Raw genomic sequence first — 15,721 nt, forward strand, 5'->3', positions numbered from 1 at the left:
CCTTCTCGGTGTTCCTGTGCCTGCCGCGGTCGCCGTGTCTGCGCCGGCCGCCGCGCCTGCTGCCGTGCCCGCCGGTGCGGACGCTGGCCGGTCCCGTCCGGACCGGCGGCCCAAGTATGGGTCACCGCTGGTCGCGGACGAGTCATCGGGTACCGCCCAGGGGTGCGGAGGGGTGCGCTGCTGCTGTACGGGTCGTACGCAAGGGGGTCCGCCCTCTCTCCCGGCCGCCGGGTTGCGGCAGAGGAGTTCTAGCGGCGGGCACCCGGCCTCGTCAATGGTTTGTCAGAACATTCTTACGAGCTGTGGCGGCCCGGACGACCGCGCGGCGGACGGCACTTCGCGTCCGCACTTCGGCGGCAGGCCCTACGGGCGTACCAGCAGCTGGAACTCGAAGGCGTACCGCGAGGCCCGGTAGGTGTGGGTGCCGAACTCGACGGCCCGTCCCGTGGAGTCGTAGGTGGTCCGCTCCATGGTCAGCAGCGGCGCCCCCTCCTGCTCCCCGAGCCGGGCGGCCTCGTCGGCGGTCGCGGCGCGCGCGCCCACCGACTGGCGGGCGCTGTGCAGGGTGATCCCCGCGACGCGCAGCAGCCGGTACAGACCGGTGGACTCCAGCCGCGCCGTCTCCAGCGGCAGCAGCCCTTCGGGCAGATAGTTGCGGAGCTGCGCCATGGGCTCGCCGTACGCGAACCGCAGCCGCTCGACATACCGGACCTGGCCGCCTTCGGGCACTCCGAGTGCGGCGGCCGCATCGGCGGGCGCGGGGACGGTCTCGTTGCGCAGGACCGTGGTGGTGGGGTGCTGTCCCGCGGCGAGCAGGTCGTCGTAGAGGCTGCTCAGTTCGAGCGGGCGTCTGATCCGGCTGTGCACCACCTGGGTGCCGACTCCTCTGCGGCGGACCAGCAGCCCCTTGTCGACGAGCGACTGGATGGCCTGGCGGACGGTGGGGCGCGACAGGCCGAGGCGTCCCGCGAGGTCGATCTCATTGCCCAGCAGGCTGCCCGGGGCGAGCCTGCCCCGCTCGATGGCCGACTCCAGCTGCTGGGCGAGCTGGAAGTACAGCGGGACCGGACTGCCGCGGTCCACGCTGAGCTCAAGGCTGAGGGCGGGGTCCGCCTCGGGTTTGGACACGCCGAGAGGGTAGCCCAGGTCCGGTTGTCAGGACAAAGGCTTGACAGGGGGCGGAGCTGCGGCCACGTTGGGGTCCATGCGTATCGGACTCATCGGGACAGGCCGGATCGGTTCCTTCCACGCGAGGGTGCTCAGCGGCCACCGGGACGTCGGCGCGCTGCTGGTGGCCGACGCCGAAGGTGCGCGCGCCGCGGAGGTCGCGCGGCAGACCGGGGCGACGGCCGTCCCGTCGGTGGACGAACTCTTCGCCCGGGGCGTGGACGCGGTGGTCATCGCATCGGCGACCTCATCGCACGCCGCCCTGATCGGCCGGGCCGCCCGCTGCGGACTGCCGGTCTTCTGCGAGAAGCCCGTCGCCACCGATCTGCCCGGCACCCTGGCCGCGCTCCGGGAGGCCGAGGAGGCGGGCACCGTCCTCCAGCTCGGCTTCATGCGGCGCTTCGACGCCGGGTACACGGCGGCCCGCGAGCGGGTACGGTCGGGCTCGCTCGGCCGGCTGCACACCGTCCGCGCGCTGACCTCCGACCCCGCGCCGCCGCCCGCCGCGTATCTGCCGCTCTCCGGCGGGCTCTACCGGGACTGCCTGGTGCACGACTTCGACATGGTGCGGTGGGTGACCGGGCGCGAGGTGGCCGAGGTGTACGCAACCGGGTCGGACGCGGGGCCCGCGATGTTCCGCGAGGCCGGTGATGTGGACACGGCTGCCGCGCTGCTCACCCTGGACGACGGGACGCTGGTCACGGTGACCGCCACCCGGTGCAACGGGGCGGGCTACGACGTACGGATGGAGCTGGCCGGGGAGCTGGACCAGATCGTGGTGGGGCTCGACGGCCGTACGCCGGTCACCTCGACCGAACCGCAGGGCCCGCCGCCCGCGGGCCGGCCGTGGCCCGGCTTCCTGGAGCGGTTCGCCCCGGCCTACGAGGCCGAGCTCGACGCGTTTCTGCGGGTGGCACGGGGCGAGCTGGCCAATCCGTGCGACGGCCGGGAGGCGCTGGCCGCGCTGCGCGTCGCGGAGGCGTGCGAGCTGTCGCGCCGGGAGCGCCGCCCGGTCCACGCGGCCGAACTGGTCGCGGGATGACCGGAACACTCCCCAACACTCCTGCCCGCTAAGCGGATTGACGCCCTGTCACGTCGATGGCGGCGCGGCGGCCGAGAGCACCGTGCCCTGCGCCACGGCGCACAGCACCTCGTCGCCGTCGTCGCGCACCATGAACAGCTCGCAGCGGACCGTGGCCTGGCGGCGCCCGGTGTGCACCACTTCGGCGCGGGCGACGAGCGTACGGCCCGCGCCCGGCCGTACGTACTGGATGGAGAAGCCGCCGGTCAGCACGGCGGCCCCCAGCGTGGTCCCGGCGGCGAACGTCAGGGCGTTGTCCGCCGCGTACGCCAGGACTCCCCCGTGCAGAAAGCCGTCCTGCTGGAGGAGTTCGTCGCGTACGTCCACCTCAAGGACGGCCGCGCCGTCGCCGAACCCGGTGACGCGCGTGCCCAGCAGCCGGCTGAAGGGCTGCGCGTCGAGCGTCCTGCGGGCCAGCTCCAGGTCGGGTCCGCTCATCACACCACTCCTCGTCGTCCGGCGGCGTCCCGTCGTCCCGGTGTCACCAGCGCACCGGCAGTTTCCGCACCCCGTGCATCAGCAGCCCGGGAATCCACTGGTATGCGCCGCCGTCCGGGTCGAGCGCCAGGGCGGGGCAGCGTTCCAGCAGCGTACGGACGGCGATCCGGCCCTCCATCCTGGCCAGCGGCGCGCCCAGACAGAAGTGGATGCCGTGCCCGAAGGCGAGGTGTCCCTGCGGGGCGCGCCGGATGTCGAACCGGTCGGCGTCCGGGAAGCGGTCCGGGTCGCGGTCGGCCGAGCCGAGCGAGACCAGTACGGGATCGCCCGCCGCGATGTCGGCCGAACCGATCCGCAGGGGCTCCGCCGCGTGCCGGTAGGTGGCGGTCTCCACCGGTCCGTCGTAGCGCAGCATCTCCTCGACGGCTCCGTCCAGTAGGCTCATGTCGGCGCGCAGCGCGGCCAGTTGGTCCGGGTGCGCGAGGAGCGCGCGCACGCCGTTGGAGATGAGGTTGACGGTGGTCTCATGGCCCGCGACGAGCAGCAGGAAGGCCATCCCGACGAGTTCCTGGGCCGACAGCTGTCCGCCGTCCTCGTCACGGGCCCGGATCAGCGCGCTCAGCAGGTCATCGCCTGGCCGCTCCCGCTTGGCCTCGATGAGCGAGACGAGATAGCCGCTCATCGCCCGGACCGCGGCGCTCTCCTGGTCGCCGCCGGAGGGGCCGATCAGCTCGTTGGACCAGACCCGGAAGCTCGCCCGGTCCAGGTCGGGCACGCCGAAGAGTTCACAGATGACGGTCATCGGCAGCGGGAAGGCCAGCGAGTCCACCAGATCGGCCGTGCGCTCGGGCGCCGCAAGCATGGCGTCGAGGCAGGCGTCGGTGATCTCCTGCACCCGCGGGCGCAGCGCCTGGACGCGGCGCGCGGTGAACTCCCGGGCCACCAGCTTGCGCAGCCGGGTGTGCTGGGGCGGATCGGTGTCCAGCATGTTGGAGAAGAGGCCGTCCGACTCGTCCTTCCAGTCGCTCAGTCGCCGGGGATCCTTGATCAGCCTCGGGTCGTTGAACGCGGCCCGTGCCTCCTCGTGACCGACAACGAGCCAGACGCCAGCGGCGTCGGTGTCCTCGGTCCGGATACGGTGCACCGGCCCGGCGGCGCGCATCTTCTCGTAGTACGGATACGGGTTCGCGTTGAAGTCCGCCGTGTCCTGCCGCAGATCGATCAGCGTCATCGCCTCAGCGTACGTCGCCGCCGCCGTCCAGGAACCCCGCGTCGTGGACCAGCAGCGCGATCTGGACACGGTTGTTGAGGCCGAGGCGGGCCAGGATGCGCGACACCTGGGTCTTGACGGTGGGCACGCTCAGATAGAGGGCCGCCGCGATCGCCGCGTTGGGCTCGCCGCGTCCGACGGCGACCGCCACCTCCCGCTCACGCTCGGAGAGTTGGCCCAGCCGGGTCCGGGCCCGCACCGCCCGGTCGTCGGCGGCGCCGCCCGCCGCGTGCCGCATCAGCTGCCGGGTGACAGCGGGCGAGAGCACCGGGTCGCCGGCCGCCACCCGGCGGACCGCGGCGACGATCTCGGCGGGCGGGGTGTCCTTGAGCACGAACCCGGCCGCGCCCGCGCGCAGCGCCCGCAGCACCTGTTCGTCGGCGTGGAAGGTGGTGAGCAGGACGACCTCGGGGGCACCGGCACCGCCGCGCAGCCGTTCGGTGGCCGTCAGTCCGTCGACGCCCGGCATCCGGATGTCCATCAGGACCACATCGGGATGGAGCGCCGCGACCAGCGCGGGCACCTCGGAGCCGTCCGCCGCCTCACCGGCGATCTCGATGTCGTCGGCGCCGCCGAGCATGAGGGCGAGCCCGGCGCGTACGAGGGGGTCGTCGTCGACGACGAGGAGCCTGATGGTCACGCCGGCCAGGGTAGCCAGGCGGCGAGCCGGAAGCCGCCGCCGTCCGCCGCGCCGTGGTCGAGCCGGCCGCCCGCGAGGGTGGCCCGCTCGGTGAGCCCGATCAGCCCCTGGCCGGAACCGGGCACCTTCGGCACGGCACCGGGCGGCGGCGGGTTCCGTACCTCGACGGTCAGCCCGGTGCCGGGGCTGCCCGCGACCGTGACGGTGACCTCGGCCCCCGGCGCGTGTTTGCGGGCGTTGGTGAGCCCCTCCTGGGCGATGCGGTAGGCCGTGCGTCCGGTGGCGGCCGGGACGGTGGACGGGTCGGCGACCTCGTCGTGCAGGGTGACCGACATCCCGGCCTGCCGGGACTCGGCGGCCAGGGCGCCGAGCGTGGCCAGGGTGGGCTGTGGCCGGTTCTCCTCGCCGTCGCCCGGGGTCCGGAGCACGCCGATGATCTCGCGCAGGTCCTGGAGGGCCTCGTGGGCGCTGTCCCGGATGACCCCGGCGGCGCGGGCCACCTCGGGCGGGGGTGCGTCGGGCCGGAACTCCAGGGCTCCGGCGTGGACGCTGAGCAGGGTCAGCCGGTGCGCCAGTACGTCGTGCATCTCCCGGGCGATGGCCTCGCGGGCCAGCCGCTGGGCCTGTTCGGCGCGGAGGTCGGCCTCCGCCTCGGCGCGGTGGGCGCGTTCGCGCAGCACGACGACGAGCTGGCGCCGGGAGCGTACGAACATGCCCCACAGGATCACCAGCAGGACCAGGACCATCCCGTACAGCGTCGAGCTGATCCAGGACATGGACGGGTCGGGGCGCAGAGCGGGCTGCACTCCCCCCGCCGCGACCGCCGCAGCCCCCAGCACCAGGACCGGCCGGAACGGCCGGTGCACGGCCACGCTGAACAGCGCCACCAGCACGGCCCCGGCGGCGAGCGGCGCGAACGCGCTGACCACCACGAGCACCGCGGCGAGCCCCACCGGCCAGCGCCTGCGCACCCACAGCGCGCAGCAGGAGACGGCGCCCATCAGCATGTCGGCGACGCTGTCGAGGTCGGAGTAGCCCGGCTGGTTGCTGAGGGAGTCCAGGGCCAGCACCCCGATGACCAGCGCGATCACGAAGGCCGTGACGTCCACGATCCAGTCGCGCAGGGTACGGCGCGGCCTCACCCGGTCCGGGGCGGGTTCGCTGCCCGCGAGGGCCGATGGCAGCAGCCAGGGGTACTCCGAACGCGTCATATCGACAAAGTTACGCAGCGGTCCGCGCCGGTGCGGTGTTCAGGCGGGCAGTCGAGACCAAAGTCGCGGAGTCCGAGACTTTGGGAGCTGCCGGGACCGCGGGAGCTGCCGGGACCCGGGATCCACGGCGGGCGGGCGCACCGCCGGGCCCGGCCGCACGCTGCCCCGCCGGGGCCGTGGGCCGGTCAGGGGCCGTACGCCGCCGGGGCCTGACCGACAGCGACAGCGTACGGCCCCGTCCGACAGCTCCGGTCCTGGCCGACGGCGTACGGCCCGGCCGGTCTACCCGGGCGCCGGCCGGTCTATCCGGCGTTCGTGGAGAAGAGCCCGCCCGTGGGTCCCTGCTTGTCGCCGCCCTGCGCCTTCTTCAGGGCGTTCGCGAGACCCTCGATGGTGAGCGACTGGAGGATGACACGGCCGTTGCCCTCAAGAGTGGCCAGGGACAGGCCCTCGCCGCCGAAGACGGCGTTCATCATGCCCTGGCGGTTGAGTCCGCCGATGCGCTGGACGCCGTACTCGATGCCCTCCTCGAAGGCGACGATGCAGCCGGTGTCGACCTCGATACGGCCGCCGAAGTCGGCCGGGTTGAGGTCGATGAAGTTGCCCGCGCCGCAGATGATCACGGTGCCGCGGCCGGTGAACTTCTCCAGGATGAAGCCCTCGCCGCCGCTGCGGCCGGTCCGGCCGCCCTGCCAGGCGATACCGAAGTCGACCGTGGACTCCGCCGCCACGAACGCGTCCTTCTCGGCGAACCACGCCCGGCTGCCGTTCAGCTCCAGGGCCCGCATCTCACCCGGGAGCACGCCCGCGAATCCGACCGTGCCCTCGCCTCCGGTCGCCGCGAAGTACTGGAAGGCGAGCGACTCGCCCGCCAGGGCCCGCTGGCCGACCTGCATCGCGGTGCCCATGGCCTGCCTGAGCATCCCGCCCATGCCACCGCTCGCCCCCTGCTGGCCCGGCCCCTGCTGGCCGCCGCCACCGCCGGGACCGGAGAGACGCGTCTCCATGCTCACGTTCGAGGTCTTGAAGAGGAACTTCCCGGCCTCGCAGTAGACGGTCTGGCCTGGCTGAAGGCTGACGACGGCCATCTGCATGGCATTGCCGACGATCTCTTGCTGGAGGGTCACGGCCGGTTCTCCTTGGGGCGGTGGCGGGGCGGGTACGTACGTCCGTACCGGCAGATGAACGGCCGGCACCGGCCGTTCGGTTCCGGAGGCGGTGCGAGGCGCCCGCTCCGCTTCCCACCGGGACTGGGACCTGCCGGTGCCGTCCTCCGCTCTGCCGGGACGTGCGAACCCTACTGTCCACGGCCCGGCGGGGCGGCCCGGCCGATGAGACCGCCTCGACGGCGCCGCCGGGCGGTCCCGGCCCCCGAACCGTCGTCCCGCCCCTCAGCCGCCGTCGCGTTCAAGCAGTCGGCCCACCGGCTCGCCCGGTACGCCGTCCTCGGCGATCCGTACGCCCCGCAGCCAGGTGGAGCGCACCACCCCGTACAGGGTCTTGCCCGCGTACGCCGTGACCTGGTTCCGGTGGTACAGCTCGGCCGGGTCGACGGTGAACGTGTCGTCGGGCGCGAGGACCGCGAAGTCGGCGTCCCGTCCGGCCTCGATCGCGCCCTTGGCGGAGAGCCCGGCGAGCGCGGCGGGCGCCGTGGACATCCAGCGGACCACGTCGTCGAGGGTGTGGCCCCGCTCGCGTGCAGCCGTCCAGATCGCCGGGAGCCCCAGCTGGAGGGAGGAGATCCCGCCCCACGCGTCGGCGAAGTCGGGGGTCTTGAGGTCGGTGGTGCAGGGCGAGTGGTCGGAGACGATGCAGTCGATCGTCCCGTCGGCGAGCCCCTGCCACAGCGCGTCCTGGTTGGCGGCCTCGCGGATCGGCGGGCAGCACTTGAACTCCGTTGCCCCGTCCGGGACTTCCTCCGCCGTCAGGGTCAGGAAGTGCGGGCAGGACTCCACGGTGACGCGGACGCCCTCCCGCCTGGCCGCGGCGATCAGCGGCAGCGCGTCGCTGGACGAGAGATGCAGGATGTGGATCCGTGCGTCAAGGCGCCGGGCGAGCGCGATGAGGCCCTCGATGGCCGCGTTCTCGGCGGCGCGCGGGCGGGAGGCCAGGAAGTCCGCGTACTGCGGGCCGCTGCGCTGCGGGGCGTCGGCCAGCTGGTGCGGGTCCTCGGCGTGGACGATCAGCAGCCCGCCGAAACCGGCGATCTCCGCCATGGAACGGGCGAGCTCCTCCTGGTCCAGCTCGGGGAACTCCTCGACGCCGGACGGCGACAGGAAGCACTTGAACCCGAACACCCCGGCGTCGTACAGCGGGCGCAGGTCCTTGACGTTGGAGGGGATCGCGCCGCCCCAGAAGCCGACATCGATATGGGCCTTGCTGCGGGCCACATCCTGCTTGGTCCGCAGATTGGCGGCGGTGGTGGTCGGCGGCAGCGAGTTCAGCGGCATGTCGAGCAGAGTGGTGATGCCGCCCGCCGCCGCGGCCCTGGTGGCGGTCCAGAACCCCTCCCACTCGGTACGCCCGGGGTCGTTCACATGGACATGGGTGTCGACGAGACCGGGAAGCAGCACATCGTCCCCGAAGTCCGTCAGCCGGGCACCCTCCGGCACCTCCGCGTCGTAGGGCAGCACTGCCGCGATCTTTCCCTCGGCAACGGCGACCGATGCGGCGCGTGTCCCCTGGGGGGTGATGACACGCGTCGAGCGCAGTACCAGTTCGGTGGTGGACACCCGGGCCCCTCTTTCCATATAGCGAAATTCACGTTCCAGTAATGGAGTGTTCGCCGCACACCGTGGCGCGTCAAGACCGAACCGGTCGCCTGTACGATTCCACAAAGCAAAAGCCAAATTTCGGCCACCGGAATGTGCTTCTCGTGGTGACCCTGGGGCCGGATCGTACCCATCCGACGGCCCGATCCGGACAAAGGGGTCCTGACCGGCGCCTACGCCCGTCGCCTGAGCGGATGCCGCGGACCGCGGACCGGTAGGCTGGCGCCTTGCCCCGCCCGCCTCGAAAGGACCGCCGCCGTGCCGCAGTCCCACGCCAGCGCACCCGACGCCAAGACCGCAGCACCGAGCGGTGGCGTCCAGTCCCTGGAGCGCGCCTTCGACCTGCTGGAGCGGATGGCCGACTCCGGCGGGGAGGTCGGCCTGAGCGAGCTCTCGGCCGCCAGCGGTCTGCCGCTGCCCACGATCCACCGGCTGATGCGCACCCTGGTCGCCTGCGGTTACGTACGTCAGCAGCCCAACCGGCGCTACGCCCTGGGCCCGCGGCTGATCCGGCTCGGCGAGTCGTCGGCCCGGCTGCTCGGGACCTGGGCGCGCCCCTATCTCGCCCGGCTGGTCGAGGAGACCGGCGAGACCGCGAACATGGCCCTGCTCGACGGGGACGAGATCGTGTACGTCGCCCAGGTCCCCTCGAAGCACTCGATGCGGATGTTCACCGAGGTGGGACGGCGGGTCCTGCCGCACTCCACCGGCGTCGGCAAGGCACTTCTCGCATACACCCCGGCGCCCGAGGTCAGGGCGCTGCTCGCGAGGACCGGTATGCCGGCCGCCACCGAGAAGACGATCACCACGCCCGAGGGGTTTCTCGACGCGCTGGAGGCCGTGCGCCGGGCGGGGTACGCGGTGGACGACAACGAGCAGGAGATCGGGGTCCGCTGTCTCGCGGTCCAGGTCCCCAACTCCCCCACCGCCGCCGCGATCTCGATCTCGGGCCCGGCGGGCCGGGTGACGGAGGAGGCGACCGAGCGGATCGTGCCGATCCTCCAGGGCATCGCACTCGAACTCTCGGCCACCCTCGCGAGCACGGGACCGCAGCAGGTCTGATCCCGCCCTCCTCGCGGCCACGGGGCCGCAGCAGGTTGGCCCCGGCTTGTCCGGGTCCAGGCCCCTGTCCGGGTCCGGGCGTCCCGCCCATCCGTGCACCTCAGCCGCCCTGCACCATGAGCCGCCTGTCCGCGTGCTTCATGCCACCGGCACCGTGAGCCGCCCGTCCGCCATCGAAACCGTCCGGTCCATCCGGTCCAGATGGGCGTGGTCATGGGTGACCAGCACCGTCGCGGTCCCGCGCGCCCTGGTCAGCGTGGTCAGCAGGTCGAGCACGCCCGCGCCCCGCTCGTGGTCGAGGGCGCTGGTGGGCTCGTCGACCAGCAGCACCGACGGCTCGTTCATCAGCGCACGGGCGATGTTGACGCGCTGCCGCTGCCCGCCCGACAGCTGGTGCGGACGCCGCCCCGCCTGGTCGGCGAGGCCCACCGCGTCCAGCAACTCCCGCGCTCTCTCCCGTACTTGCCCGGTGGATCTGCCCGCGAGATGCGCCATCACCTGGAGCTGCTCGGCGGCGGTCAGCGCGGGGAGCAGATTCGGCTGCTGGAAGACGATCCCGATACGGTCGCGCCGGAGCGCCGCCTTCCCCGCGCGGTTCAGCGAGGCCGTGTCCGTTCCGTCGACCACCACCCGGCCGCGCTCGGGGGTGACCAGCGTCGCCGCCACGGCGAGCAGGCTCGACTTGCCGGAGCCGGAAGGCCCGACCACCGCCGTCAGCGAACCGGCCGGGACATCGAGGGAGACCGCGTCCAGGGCGACCAGCCGGCCGTCCCCGTCGGGGTAGGTCAGCGTCACGGCGTCGAGGGTGAGGGTCATCGTGCGCTCCCGAGTGCGGTCAGCGGGTCGACGGCGGTGATCCGCCGGATGGACAGAGCGGCGCCGAGCACCCCGAGGGCGACGGTCACGGCGGCGGGGACGGCAGCGGTCAGCGGATCGAGCACAAACGGAACACTCGCCGGTACGACTGCGCCGGTCCCGGCCGCCACGGCGGTGCCCAGCACCACCCCGGACAGCAGCATCACGACCGCCTGCCCGAGCGCGTCGCGCAGCAGATACGGGGTGGAGGCGCCCAGCGCCTTCAGAACGGCGATGTCGCCGCTGCGCTGGATCGTCCAGACGGTGAAGAACGCGCCTGTCACCAGGGCCGAGATGACGAAGAGGAAGCCCCGCATCAGCTGGAGCGAGCCGTTCTCCGCCTGGTAGGAGGGGAGCGCGCCCAGCGAGCCGTCCCGGGTCAGCGTCGTCGTACCTGCGGCGCGGTCGCCCGTGCCGATGTCGGCCCCGTGGGTGGTCAGGGCCACCACACTGGCCTGCTCCCCCTTGGCGAGCGAGGTCCAGGCGACCGGGGTGTGGCTGTACGAGTCGTCCCCGGCGACCGCCTTCACCGTGAGCTTTCGGCCGGACAGCGTGACGGTGTCCCCGGCCGCCGCCCCCAGGTCCTCCGCGGCGCCGGTGGACAGCACCACACCGGAGCGCCCCGGGTCCACGGGCGCCAGACCTGAACCGGGCCGCACCCCGAACGCGGAGACCGCGGCCGTGCGCCCGCCCGCCTCGGCATCGGCGGTGTCGATGGCCACCGGCTGCGCGCTCCGCACTCCGGGCTGAGCGGCCCAGGTCCGCCAGGCGCTCTGCGGCAGCCGCGACCCGGAGAAGGACGGGGACTGCCCGGAGGGCGGCGCGGCGAAGGCCAGATGGTCGGCGGGCAGCCGGGTGATGGCGGACGTGTTGTCCTTGGCCAGCCCGGCGGTCAGCCCGGACAGCAGCCCGACCAGCAGCGTGATGAGTACGACGACCGTCCCCATCAGGGCGAACCGCCCCCGGGCGAACCTCAGATCTCTCCATGCGACGAACATGTGCCCCACCCTGCTGGCCACAGAGGTGCGCGGGCATCGCGCCACGGATGGCTCCGCGCGGATCGAAGGGCGGAGCCGGCAGTCAACCTTTCGATTGAGGGCGTTCCGGGACGATCCGCCTACGCTGGAGGGATCATGGACCCCCGTGCACTGACCCCCGCCCTGCTCGTCCTGCGGCTCTGCCTCCATCTGCTGATGGCGGGGCTGCTGGCGCTGGCCGCGGTGCGGGCGCTCGCCGGTCAGCCGGCGGACGCGCCCGCGGTGGTGGCCGCCGCCGCGGTCATGGGCGCGGTGTACGCGGCGGGCACGGCCTGGCCTTCGGTACGGAGTTCACGCCGCTCCGCCGCGGTCTGGCTCGGGGTCCTGGGCCTCGCCTGGCTGGGGCTGCTCGTGGTCTCGCCGGACGGGCTGTGGATGGCCTTCCCGCTGTACTTCCTCCAGTTGCACCTGCTGCCGGTGCGCTGGTCGGTTCCGGTGGTGCTGGTCACGGCGGGTGCGGCCATCGCCGCCTATCTGGGGCACGGCGCGGCGCTGAATCCCGGTGCGTTCATCGGGCCGCTGCTCGGGGCGGCGGTCGCCGTGGCCACCGTCCTCGGCTACCAGGTGCTCTACCGCGAGAGCGAGAGCCGCCGCCGGCTGATCGAAGAGCTGATCTCGACCCGGGCCGAACTCGCCGAAGCCGAACGGGCCGCGGGCACACTCGCCGAGCGCGAGCGGCTCGCCCGGGAGATCCACGACACGCTCGCCCAGGGGCTCTCCTCCATCCAGTTGCTGCTGCGGGCCGCGGGGCGCACGCTGCCCGCCGGAGCTCCGGCCGCCACCCACATCGAACAGGCGCGCCAGGCCGCGCAGAACAATCTGGCCGAGGCCCGCCGCTTTGTGCGGGCGCTCTCGCCGCCCGCGCTCGAACACGGTTCGCTGGCGGCCGCGCTCGACCGCCTCAGCACCGGCAGCCCCGGACCGCGCGTCCGGTTCTCCACCAGTGGTACGCCGGTCGCGCTGCCCACCCCGTACGAGGTGGCGCTGCTGCGTATCGCGCAGTCGGCGCTCGCCAACACCGTGCGGCACGCCGGGGCGTCCCGCGCCGGGATCACCCTGAGCTTCATGGAGACCGCGGTCGCCCTGGACGTCGTCGACAACGGCTCCGGCTTCGATCCGCTCTCCGCCGGTACCCCGTCGACAGAGGGCGGATTCGGGCTGCGCGCCATGCGTGCGCGGGTCGAGTCGCTGGGCGGCACCTTCGCCGTCGAGTCCGCGCCGGGCCAGGGGACGGCCATCGCGGTCACCCTGCCGCTGCCCGAATCCGATCAGGCGCCCGCGCCGGAAGAGGTGTCCGCATGACGATCCGGCTGCTGCTCGCCGACGACCACCCGGTGGTACGGGCCGGGCTGCGCGCCGTACTCGACACCGAGCCGGGTTTCCGGGTCGCCGGGGAGGCGTCGACCGCCGAGCAGGCCGTCGAGCTGGCCGCTTCGGGCGGGTTCGATGTCGTCCTGATGGACCTTCAGTTCGGCGCGGGCATGCACGGCGCACAGGCCACGGCCGCGATCGCCGCCGCCGAAGGCGCGCCCAGGGTCCTGGTGCTGACGACATACGACACGGACGCGGACATCCTGGCCGCTGTCGAGGCCGGGGCGAGCGGCTATCTGCTGAAGGACGCCCCGCCGGAGGAGCTGGCCGCCGCCGTGCGGACCGCGGCGGCGGGCCGCTCGGCGCTGGCCCCGGCCGTCGCCCACCGGCTGATGGACCGGATGCGCACACCGGGCGAGTCGCTCACCCGCCGGGAGCTGGAGGTGCTGCAGCTGGTCGCGGACGGGCTGTCGAACCAGCAGATCAGCAAGGCGCTCTTCCTCAGCCAGGCGACGGTGAAGTCCCATCTGGTGCACATCTACGCGAAGCTGGGTGTCGACTCCCGTACGTCGGCGGTGGCCGCGGCCTCGGCGAAACGGCTCATCCGCCGTGCCGGTGGCTCAGCACATTGACCACCGTGCCGTTCGGATCGCGTACGAAGAACCGCCGGACGCCCCACTCCTCGTCCTGGAGCGGACGCACGACCTCCGCCCCGGCGGCCAGCATCGCCGCGTGCACCGCGTCCACGTCCTCCACCTCGACCGAGACGTCGGGCTGGACCGCGGCGCTCGCGTCCTGCGTGGTGAGGGTGATCTGCGCGGTGGGGTTGACGGGCGAGGCGAGGGTGATGAGCGAGCCGTGGTTCATGACCTCGCCGAGCCCGAGCAGAGCGTAGAAGTCGCGGCTCTCCGCCATGGCGTCCGTGGTGATGTCCGGCACCACTCTGCGGACGGACATCAGGTGGCCGATCCGAAGAGCTCCACCGCGTTCCGCACCTCCGCGAGGGAGACCGCGAGGGCGCTGACCGAGCCGATCGCCCCGGCGACCAGCAGCAACGAGCGGCGCAGCGGCAGGATTTCCGGCACACCGCTCCTGGCCATGGCCTCCAGGGCGGCCAGTTCGTCCTCGGCGATGGCACGGTCCGGGAACTGGGCCGGGTGGGCGGCCAGTTCACGGCGGAGCCGGGCGACCGATGAGCTGAGCTCCGACACCCTGGGGTCGTCACCGGTGCCCGTTACGCGTTTCTGGCCCGCACTTCGCAACAAAGTTCCCCCTCGCACCACTCTGTGCCGGTCGTTCCCTACGGTTGATCGACCGTGTGGCGCTGGTCGGACACCGCGGGTCACGAGTCAGTTAACGCCACCGCCCGGCGTTCTCGCCACTCCACAGCGGGAATTCAGCCGGACGGGGTGGTGTCCATGAGGTATCCAGTCCTGATGCGACACGAAGGCGGAAAAGAATGAACACGACGGACCCGAAACACCCGGGCGCCACCGGTCCGGCCGGACCGGTGGTGGCCGGGCTGCTGCTCGCGGCAGGCGGCGGGCGGCGGCTGGGCGGACGGCCGAAGGCCCTCCTTGAGCACCGCGGCCGGCCGCTGGTCGAGCATGCGGTGCGGGTGCTGCGCGAGGGCGGCTGCGGACCGGTGCATGTCGTCCTGGGCGCCGCGGCGGACGACGTACGGAAACGGGCGGAACTGTCCGGATGCGTACTGGCCGACAACGCCCGGTGGGAGGAGGGCATGGGCTCGTCCCTGCGCACCGGACTCGCCTCGCTCGCCGGGTCGGGGGCGGACGCCGCCCTCGTCCTGCTGGTCGACCAGCCGGGGATCGGCGCGGCGGCGGTGACCCGGGTACGGGAGGCGGGCGGCTCCGCGACAAGCCTGGTGGCCGCCTCGTACGGGGGGAAGCGCGGCCACCCGGTCCTCTTCGGCGCCGACCGCTGGACGGACATCGCGGCCGGCGCCGTCGGCGACCGCGGGGCCCGCGGCTATCTCAGGGCCCACCGGGCGGCCGTCACCCTGGTCGAGTGCTCCGACATCGCCGAGGAGTACGACATCGACACGGTAGAGGACCTGTTCCACTTGGAGTGACCGGCCTGGCACTCTGCGACGACTTCTGTCGATCCGGAGAATCTCGATGTCAACATAGCGTTGAACTTCCACCATGAGGAAACTAGTATCCACACGTCAGAAGCGCTCTGTGCCCCACAGAGCGCCCGCGACCGTATCGCGACCCCGTGGCACTCCGTGCCACCATGAGAGTCCTGCGGCCGTCAGGTACCGCCCGCTGAAGGAGTGACAGCTCATGTCCGCACCAGCGCCGTCTCCGCTGGCCATCGTCGATGCCGAGCCCCTGCCCCGGCAGGACGAGGTCCTCACCGATGCGGCCCTGGCCTTCGTGGCCGAGCTGCACCGGCGGTTCACCCACCGCCGTGACGAGCTGCTCGTCCGCCGTGCCGAGCGCCGTGCCGAGATCGCCCGGACGTCCTCGCTCGATTTCCTTCCGGAGACCGCGAGCATCCGCGCCGACGACAGCTGGAAGGTCGCGCCGGCCCCGGCCGCGCTGAACGACCGCCGCGTCGAGATCACCGGCCCGACCGACCGCAAGATGACCATCAACGCCCTCAACTCGGGCGCCCGGGTCTGGCTCGCAGATTTCGAGGACGCGTCCGCCCCCACCTGGGAGAACGTTGTCACAGGCCAGCTCAATCTGACCGACGCCTATGAGCGCCGGATCGACTTCACGGACCCGAAGTCCGGCAAGTCGTACGCCCTGAAGCCCGCGGAGGGGCGGGGGACCCGCGGGGGGGGCCCCCCGCGGGGGGGCCCGCCAGAGCACCCCCGCCGCCACCAAGCCCCCCCCCCACCCCCCGCCCG

General features: G+C 72.8%; 16 protein-coding genes and 1 pseudogene. 6 read left to right on the forward strand and 11 right to left on the reverse strand.

The annotated features are described in order from the left end of the window. Positions 1-363 precede the first annotated feature (363 nt). Positions 364-1,083: a GntR family transcriptional regulator gene (locus ACFXBC_RS22720; protein WP_385027331.1), complete on the reverse strand. Its 720-nt coding sequence runs from the start codon at positions 1,081-1,083 to the stop codon at positions 364-366. Between the two features lie 121 nt (positions 1,084-1,204). Between ACFXBC_RS22720 and ACFXBC_RS22725 the strand changes: the two genes are divergently transcribed. Continuing rightward, positions 1,205-2,209, forward strand: coding sequence for a Gfo/Idh/MocA family oxidoreductase (locus ACFXBC_RS22725; RefSeq protein ID WP_385027276.1), 1,005 nt, complete (start codon positions 1,205-1,207; stop codon positions 2,207-2,209). A 48-nt stretch (positions 2,210-2,257) separates the two neighbouring features. Here the strand turns inward: ACFXBC_RS22725 and ACFXBC_RS22730 are convergent, their stop codons facing one another. From ACFXBC_RS22730 to allB, 6 genes are all read right to left on the reverse strand, one after another. Further along, entirely contained in the window at positions 2,258-2,686 is a 429-nt protein-coding gene (locus tag ACFXBC_RS22730) for a PaaI family thioesterase (RefSeq protein WP_385027279.1), read from the reverse strand. Positions 2,687-2,729: 43 nt separating this feature from the next. After that, on the reverse strand, positions 2,730-3,917 hold the full coding sequence (locus ACFXBC_RS22735; protein ID WP_385027282.1) for a cytochrome P450: 1,188 nt from the start codon (positions 3,915-3,917) through the stop codon (positions 2,730-2,732). Between the two features lie 4 nt (positions 3,918-3,921). After that, positions 3,922-4,605, reverse strand: coding sequence for a response regulator (locus tag ACFXBC_RS22740; protein WP_385027334.1), 684 nt, complete (start codon positions 4,603-4,605; stop codon positions 3,922-3,924). Continuing rightward, the gene (locus ACFXBC_RS22745) at positions 4,593-5,807 is read right to left on the reverse strand and encodes a sensor histidine kinase (RefSeq protein WP_385027285.1); all 1,215 of its coding nucleotides are present in this window, start codon (positions 5,805-5,807) and stop codon (positions 4,593-4,595) included. Before ACFXBC_RS22745 ends, ACFXBC_RS22740 begins: the two co-directional genes overlap by 13 nt. Before the next feature lie 302 nt (positions 5,808-6,109). Then, complete coding sequence (locus ACFXBC_RS22750; protein ID WP_385027289.1) at positions 6,110-6,934, reverse strand: AIM24 family protein; 825 nt, start codon at positions 6,932-6,934, stop codon at positions 6,110-6,112. A gap of 264 nt (positions 6,935-7,198) precedes the next feature. Beyond that, positions 7,199-8,539 (reverse strand): allantoinase AllB, encoded by a 1,341-nt coding sequence (allB, locus tag ACFXBC_RS22755; RefSeq protein WP_385027292.1) that lies wholly within the window; start codon positions 8,537-8,539, stop codon positions 7,199-7,201. 297 nt (positions 8,540-8,836) lie between these two features. Here allB and ACFXBC_RS22760 point away from each other — a divergent pair, with 297 nt between their 5' ends. After that, positions 8,837-9,640, forward strand: a complete 804-nt coding sequence (locus tag ACFXBC_RS22760) for an IclR family transcriptional regulator (RefSeq protein WP_385027295.1) — start codon at positions 8,837-8,839, stop codon at positions 9,638-9,640. A gap of 138 nt (positions 9,641-9,778) precedes the next feature. Here the strand turns inward: ACFXBC_RS22760 and ACFXBC_RS22765 are convergent, their stop codons facing one another. Continuing rightward, positions 9,779-10,456, reverse strand: coding sequence for an ABC transporter ATP-binding protein (locus ACFXBC_RS22765; RefSeq protein WP_385027298.1), 678 nt, complete (start codon positions 10,454-10,456; stop codon positions 9,779-9,781). Continuing rightward, positions 10,453-11,493, reverse strand: a complete 1,041-nt coding sequence (locus tag ACFXBC_RS22770) for an ABC transporter permease (protein ID WP_385027301.1) — start codon at positions 11,491-11,493, stop codon at positions 10,453-10,455. Before ACFXBC_RS22770 ends, ACFXBC_RS22765 begins: the two co-directional genes overlap by 4 nt. A gap of 135 nt (positions 11,494-11,628) precedes the next feature. On the opposite strand from ACFXBC_RS22770, the gene ACFXBC_RS22775 reads away from it, so the two are divergent. Together ACFXBC_RS22775 and ACFXBC_RS22780 are read left to right on the forward strand one after the other, a co-directional pair. Beyond that, entirely contained in the window at positions 11,629-12,834 is a 1,206-nt protein-coding gene (locus ACFXBC_RS22775; RefSeq protein ID WP_385027304.1) for a sensor histidine kinase, read from the forward strand. After that, positions 12,831-13,475: a response regulator gene (locus tag ACFXBC_RS22780; protein ID WP_385027307.1), complete on the forward strand. Its 645-nt coding sequence runs from the start codon at positions 12,831-12,833 to the stop codon at positions 13,473-13,475. Before ACFXBC_RS22775 ends, ACFXBC_RS22780 begins: the two co-directional genes overlap by 4 nt. On the opposite strand, the gene ACFXBC_RS22785 is transcribed toward ACFXBC_RS22780, so the two are convergent. Beyond that, complete coding sequence (locus tag ACFXBC_RS22785; RefSeq protein ID WP_385027310.1) at positions 13,444-13,800, reverse strand: VOC family protein; 357 nt, start codon at positions 13,798-13,800, stop codon at positions 13,444-13,446. The two genes, ACFXBC_RS22780 and ACFXBC_RS22785, sit on opposite strands and share 32 nt — an antisense overlap. Continuing rightward, complete coding sequence (locus ACFXBC_RS22790) at positions 13,800-14,108, reverse strand: DUF5955 family protein (protein WP_385027313.1); 309 nt, start codon at positions 14,106-14,108, stop codon at positions 13,800-13,802. The genes ACFXBC_RS22785 and ACFXBC_RS22790 overlap by 1 nt, the downstream gene beginning before the upstream one ends. Before the next feature lie 194 nt (positions 14,109-14,302). Here ACFXBC_RS22790 and ACFXBC_RS22795 point away from each other — a divergent pair, with 194 nt between their 5' ends. Together ACFXBC_RS22795 and ACFXBC_RS22800 are read left to right on the forward strand one after the other, a co-directional pair. Further along, entirely contained in the window at positions 14,303-14,935 is a 633-nt protein-coding gene (locus tag ACFXBC_RS22795; protein ID WP_385027316.1) for an NTP transferase domain-containing protein, read from the forward strand. Between the two features lie 214 nt (positions 14,936-15,149). After that, positions 15,150-15,721 (forward strand): annotated as a pseudogene (locus ACFXBC_RS22800) (hypothetical protein); the annotation flags it as partial.

It is taken from the genome of Streptomyces sp. NPDC059398 (genome assembly GCF_042751845.1).
GTDB lineage: Bacteria > Actinomycetota > Actinomycetes > Streptomycetales > Streptomycetaceae > Streptomyces.

Excerpts from the sequence above, each read along its gene's own strand:
- ACFXBC_RS22785 (WP_385027310.1), bottom strand. The coding sequence starts at position 13,800 with ATGTCCGTCCGCAGAGTGGTGCCGGACATCACCACGGACGCCATGGCG.
- ACFXBC_RS22735 (WP_385027282.1), bottom strand. The coding sequence starts at position 3,917 with ATGACGCTGATCGATCTGCGGCAGGACACGGCGGACTTCAACGCGAAC.
- ACFXBC_RS22765 (WP_385027298.1), bottom strand. The coding sequence starts at position 10,456 with ATGACCCTCACCCTCGACGCCGTGACGCTGACCTACCCCGACGGGGAC.
- ACFXBC_RS22780 (WP_385027307.1), top strand. The coding sequence starts at position 12,831 with ATGACGATCCGGCTGCTGCTCGCCGACGACCACCCGGTGGTACGGGCC.
- ACFXBC_RS22795 (WP_385027316.1), top strand. The coding sequence starts at position 14,303 with ATGAACACGACGGACCCGAAACACCCGGGCGCCACCGGTCCGGCCGGA.
- ACFXBC_RS22730 (WP_385027279.1), bottom strand. The coding sequence starts at position 2,686 with ATGAGCGGACCCGACCTGGAGCTGGCCCGCAGGACGCTCGACGCGCAG.
- ACFXBC_RS22770 (WP_385027301.1), bottom strand. The coding sequence starts at position 11,493 with ATGTTCGTCGCATGGAGAGATCTGAGGTTCGCCCGGGGGCGGTTCGCC.
- ACFXBC_RS22725 (WP_385027276.1), top strand. The coding sequence starts at position 1,205 with ATGCGTATCGGACTCATCGGGACAGGCCGGATCGGTTCCTTCCACGCG.
- ACFXBC_RS22745 (WP_385027285.1), bottom strand. The coding sequence starts at position 5,807 with ATGACGCGTTCGGAGTACCCCTGGCTGCTGCCATCGGCCCTCGCGGGC.
- ACFXBC_RS22775 (WP_385027304.1), top strand. The coding sequence starts at position 11,629 with ATGGACCCCCGTGCACTGACCCCCGCCCTGCTCGTCCTGCGGCTCTGC.